This window comes from Methylobacterium sp. CCH5-D2 (assembly GCF_001556475.1).
Lineage (GTDB): Bacteria > Pseudomonadota > Alphaproteobacteria > Rhizobiales > Beijerinckiaceae > Methylobacterium > Methylobacterium hispanicum.
The window spans coordinates 1-4650 of record NZ_LSIX01000188.1 but is presented as its reverse complement, the minus strand read 5'-3'; the positions used below and the strand labels follow the sequence as shown (position 1 = coordinate 4650).

4 protein-coding genes are annotated in these 4650 nt (G+C 74.4%); 1 reads left to right on the top strand and 3 read right to left on the bottom strand.

What is annotated here, in order from left to right:
* Nucleotides 1-117: 117 nt before the first annotated feature.
* The 3 genes from AX737_RS04870 to AX737_RS04865 form a co-directional block, all read right to left on the bottom strand.
* Nucleotides 118-594, bottom strand: a complete 477-nt coding sequence (locus tag AX737_RS04870; RefSeq protein WP_066919433.1) for a response regulator — start codon at nt 592-594, stop codon at nt 118-120.
* Between the two features lie 222 nt (nt 595-816).
* Nucleotides 817-1029: a hypothetical protein gene (locus tag AX737_RS32960; protein WP_156453531.1), complete on the bottom strand. Its 213-nt coding sequence runs from the start codon at nt 1027-1029 to the stop codon at nt 817-819.
* A gap of 3 nt (nt 1030-1032) precedes the next feature.
* Nucleotides 1033-2016 (bottom strand): LacI family DNA-binding transcriptional regulator, encoded by a 984-nt coding sequence (locus AX737_RS04865; RefSeq protein ID WP_066919431.1) that lies wholly within the window; start codon nt 2014-2016, stop codon nt 1033-1035.
* 199 nt (nt 2017-2215) lie between these two features.
* Between AX737_RS04865 and ptsP the strand changes: the two genes are divergently transcribed.
* Nucleotides 2216-4650 (top strand): phosphoenolpyruvate--protein phosphotransferase (gene ptsP / locus AX737_RS04860; protein WP_066919429.1); only part of this gene is annotated, 2435 nt, incomplete at its 3' end.

Sequence of the window (4650 nt, the reverse complement as noted above, 5' to 3'; positions counted from 1 at the left end):
GTCGATGCCGAGCGCTGTTCTGAAGCGTCATACCCCTCACCCCAACCCTCTCCCTATGGGAGAGGGGGCACGGAGCGGTTCATCGCGCGCGTCCGAACTCCTCAGCCGCAAACGATTTCAGGTCTTGTCCGGCCCGCGCGCCGGCGCCGCGGCCGCAAGGTCGAGTTGGACCGAGCCCGTCGGCGATCCTTCGGGCAGGACGGGGGCGGCGGCCAGGCCGCAGCGCCGGATCTCGTCCGCGACCGCGCGCGCCAGCAGCTGGTAGTGGAACGGCTTCCACAGGATCCGGACGTCGGCGGGGATCAGGTCGGGGAGATCGCTCGCCGCACCGGAGGTGATCAGCAGCGCCAGCCCGGGCCACCGCGCCCGCGCGCGGTGGATCAGGCCGATCCCGTCGCCGACCGCCGAGAGCGTCCGGCCGGTGATCAGCGCGCGGGTCCCGGGCCGCGCCTCCAGCTGCGCGAGCGCTCCGGGGACGGTGGAGGTCGCCGCGACCGCGAAGCCGGCATCGCCCAGCATGTCGGTCATGACCATGCGGATCAGCGCGTCGCCTTCGGCGACGAGGATCGTGTCGGACTCGCTCAGCGGTATCACCGGATCGTCTGGGCCCCCGCCACCGCGTCCCGCACCACGGGCGGCCGGGCCGCGGTCGAGCCGCGCCGTCCGCTCTCCTCGATACTGTGTGGATGCATACAGACTTCTGGTTGAGGTATCAATCCGTCGGCGCGGCCGAAGAGCCCGGTCGTCGGAGATCGGTACAACCTTGAATTGATGCGAGCGGCGCACCGCTCCGGCTACGGGAGAGCGCGACCGGCCTCAGACCCGGCCGAGCAGGAACAGGCCGAGCCCGGCGGCGAGCAGGCTCCCGGCGATGCGCGCGCAGGCGACCGCCCCGACGCCGTCCTCGCGCTCCCGCAGATGTGCGAGTTCGGCGAAGATCGCGGCCCAGTAGGCCGCCCAGAGGCCGAGGGCGGAGATCAGCCAGGTGTGCATCGCCGCAAGATGGGCGGCCGGGGTCGAAGGCGGCACCGACTACCCGCGCCGGGTCGAGCCGCGCAGCACGGTCCGGCCGCTGAGCACCACCTTCCGCACGGGCTGGTCGGGCTGGGCGATCCGCTCGAACAGCAGCCGCATCGCCTGCGCGCCGATCTCGTCGACCGGCTGCTCGACCACGGTGAGGCCCGGCTCGACGAGGTCCGTCCAGGGCTCGTTGTCGAATCCCGCCAGCGCGAGGTCGTCCGGAACCCGCAGACCCGCGGCGCGGGCGGCGCGCACCGCCCCCATCAGGATCAGGCCGTTCGAGAGCACCAGCGCCTCCGGCCGATCCGCCTCGGCGAGCCAGCGGGCGGCGGCGGCCTCGGCGGCGGCGGCGTTGGGCGCCACGGTGCGGACGCTGGGCACCAGCCCGTGCCGGACCATGGCCGCCTCGTAGCCCGCCCGGCGCTCGCGCGCGGTCGAACTCGTCGAGCCGAACAGGCCGCCGATGCGCGAGAAGCCCTGGCGGACGAGGAGGTCCACGAGGCCCGCGCCCGCGGCCGGGTTGTCGAGAACCACGCTGTCGTGGGCGCCGGGCGGCCCGGCGCGGTCGATCAGCACCACCGGGAAGCCGAGGGACCGCTCGCGCAGCGACTCGGCCCCGCCGCCCGTCGGCGCGAAGATCACGCCGGTGACGCGCTCCTCCTCCATCAGGCGCAGGTACATCGCCTCGCGGGCCGGGTCCTCGTCGGTGTTGCAGAGGATGACCCGCATGCCCTCGGCGAAGGCCGCATCCTCGACCGCGCGGCTCACCGCGGTGAAGAAGGGGTTGCGGATGTCGGCCACGATCAGGCCGATGGTCCGGGCGGATTGCGAGCGCAGGCGCCGGGCCGAGAGGTTCGGCCGGTAGCCGGTCGCGCGCACCGCCGCCTCGACCTGCTCGCGCAGGGCCTCGCTCACCGGCCCGCTGCCCAGCGCCCGCGAGACCGTCGCGGTCGAGACGCCCGCCGCGCGGGCCACATCGCGGATGCCGACGGTCATCGCTGGGCCGATCCTCAGGAAACGATTACACCACTCTACGGCTGGTTGTGCCATCGCTCGCCGCCTCTCGCAAGCCTGCGCGGCATCGGGATCGAGCCTGTTCGGCTTCTGCCGTTTGACAAGCGCACTGAAAACGTTTTCAGTGCGTCTCACAACAGCCGGCGAACGGTCGGCGATTCGAACGGGAGGAGAGCACGCCATGCTCGCACCGACGCCGTCCTTCAGCCCGCGCCTGCTCGTGCGGCTCGGCGCGCGACCCGCCACCAAGGAGGCGGCGATCCGCGAGGCCGCCCAGCTCCTCACCGCGTCGGGCTGCATCGAGGCCGCCTACGGCGCGAGCATGCTGGCCCGGGAGGCGGTGGCGAACACCTATCTGGGCCACGGCGTCGTGATCCCGCACGGCATGGTCGATGACCGGCACCTCGTCCGCGAGAGCGGGCTCGCGGTGCTGCAGGTGCCCGAGGGCATCGCGTGGCACGACGGCCAGACGGCGCATCTCGTGGTGGCCATCGCCGCGCAGTCCGACACCCACATCACGGTGCTGCGCCGGCTCACCCGCCTGATCCAGGACGAGGCGCGCCTCGAGCAGCTGCGCACCACCACGCAGGAATCCGACATCGCCGCGGCGCTCGGCGAGGACGCGCCGGCGCCGGGCGCCGCCGGCCCGGCGAGCGACCTGCGCCAGCGCTTCGACTGGACCGTCGATTACCCGACCGGCCTGCACGCACGGCCGGCCGCCCACTGGGTCGAGGTGGCCAGGACCTGCCCGGCCCGGATCCAGGTCCGGGCCGGCGCCCAGGTCGCCGACGCCAAGAACCTGATCGCGCTCCTCCAGCTCGGCCTGCGCTGCGGCGACGCGGTGACGATCTCGGCGGAGGGCGACGACGAAGCGGGAGCGCTCGCCAGGATCTGCGCCGCGGTCACGGGCCTGAGCGCGGGCGAGAAGGCGGCGGCGCAGCGCGCGGCCGAAGCCGCGGCCTGGGCCGCCGCCCCCGTCGCCGGCTGGAACCCGGCCGACGCGCCGCGCACCGTCGCCGGCATCGGCGCGAGCCCCGGCATCGCCATCGGACCGATCCACGTGCTGGCGAGCGCCGAGGTCGCGGTGCCGGACGAGCCGGAGCCGCTGACCACCGGCGCCGACCGCCTGCACCGGGCGCTGCAGGCGACGGCCGACCAGTTGCGGGCGCTCGCGGACGACACCGAGCGGCGGCTCGGCCGGCAGGATGCGGGCATCTTCCGGGCGCAAGGGGAACTCATCGCCGACACCGACCTGATCACGCTGGCCTGCCAGCTCATGGTCGAGGGTCACGGCGTGGCCCACGCGTGGCATGCGGCGGTGGAGCGCATGGCCGGGCAGCTCGCGGCGCTCGGCAACCCGGTCCTCGCGGGCCGCGCGGCGGACCTGCGCGACGTCGGGCGCCGGGTGCTGGCGCAGATCGACCCGGCCCTGCGGAGCGGCCACGCCCTGCCGGACGTGCCCTGCATCCTCGTCGCCGCCGACCTCGCGCCCTCCGACACCGCCGGGCTCGACCCGGCCCGGGTGATCGGGCTCGCGACCGCCCAAGGGGGGCCGACCTCGCACACCGCGATCCTGGCGCGCACGCTCGGCATCCCGGCCCTCGTCGCGGGCGGGCCCGGCCTGCTGGCGCTCGCCGACGGCGCGCGGGCGATCCTCGACGGCAGCACCGGGCGCCTCTACCTCGACCCGAGCGCGGCCGACATCGCCTCGGCGGAGGCGTGGCGCGAGCGGCAGCGCGAGAAGGCCGAGGCGGAGGCGCGCGAGCGGGCGCAGCCCGCCCGGACCCGCGACGGGCACCGCATCGCGGTCGGCGCCAACGTCAACAACCCCGAGCAGGTCGGCTTCGCGCTCGACCAGGGCGCCGAGGGCGTCGGGCTGATGCGCACCGAGTTCCTGTTCCTGGAGCGCGGCGACACGCCCTCCGAGGACGACCAGTACGAGACCTATTCGGGCATGCTCCGGGCGCTCGGTGGCCGGCCGCTCATCGTGCGCACCCTCGACATCGGCGGCGACAAGCAGGTCGCCCACCTGCGGCTGCCCCACGAGGAGAACCCCTTCCTCGGCGTGCGCGGTGCCCGCCTGCTGCTGCGCCGCCCCGACCTGATGGAGCCGCAGCTGCGCGCCCTCTACCGGGCCGCCCGCGATCACGTGCCGGCGGATGCCCCCACCGGCAAGGACGCGCCGCTCTCGATCATGATGCCGATGATCACCTCGGTGCCGGAGGTGCTGCGGCTGCGCGCGGTCGCGGAGCGCATCCGTGGCGAGGTCGGCGCGCCGCCGGTGCCGCTCGGCATCATGATCGAGGTGCCGGCCGCCGCGATCCAGGCCGACGCGATGGCCCGGCACTGCGACTTCTTCTCGATCGGCACCAACGACCTGACCCAGTACGCCCTCGCCATCGACCGGCAGAACACGGAACTCGCACCGGAAGCCGACTCGCTCCACCCGGCGGTGCTGCGCCTCATCCACATGACCTGCGAGGGCGCCGCCCGCCATGGGCGCTTCGTCGGCGTCTGCGGCGGCATCGCGGGCGATCCGTTCGGGGCCTGCCTGCTGGCGGGGCTCGGGGTCCACGAACTCTCGATGACCCCGCGCGACCTCGCGGGCGTCAAGGC

Bases quoted from the DNA above. Each gene is read 5' to 3' on its own strand.
- AX737_RS04865 (WP_066919431.1), bottom strand. From the start codon at position 2,016: ATGACCGTCGGCATCCGCGATGTGGCCCGCGCGGCGGGCGTCTCGACC.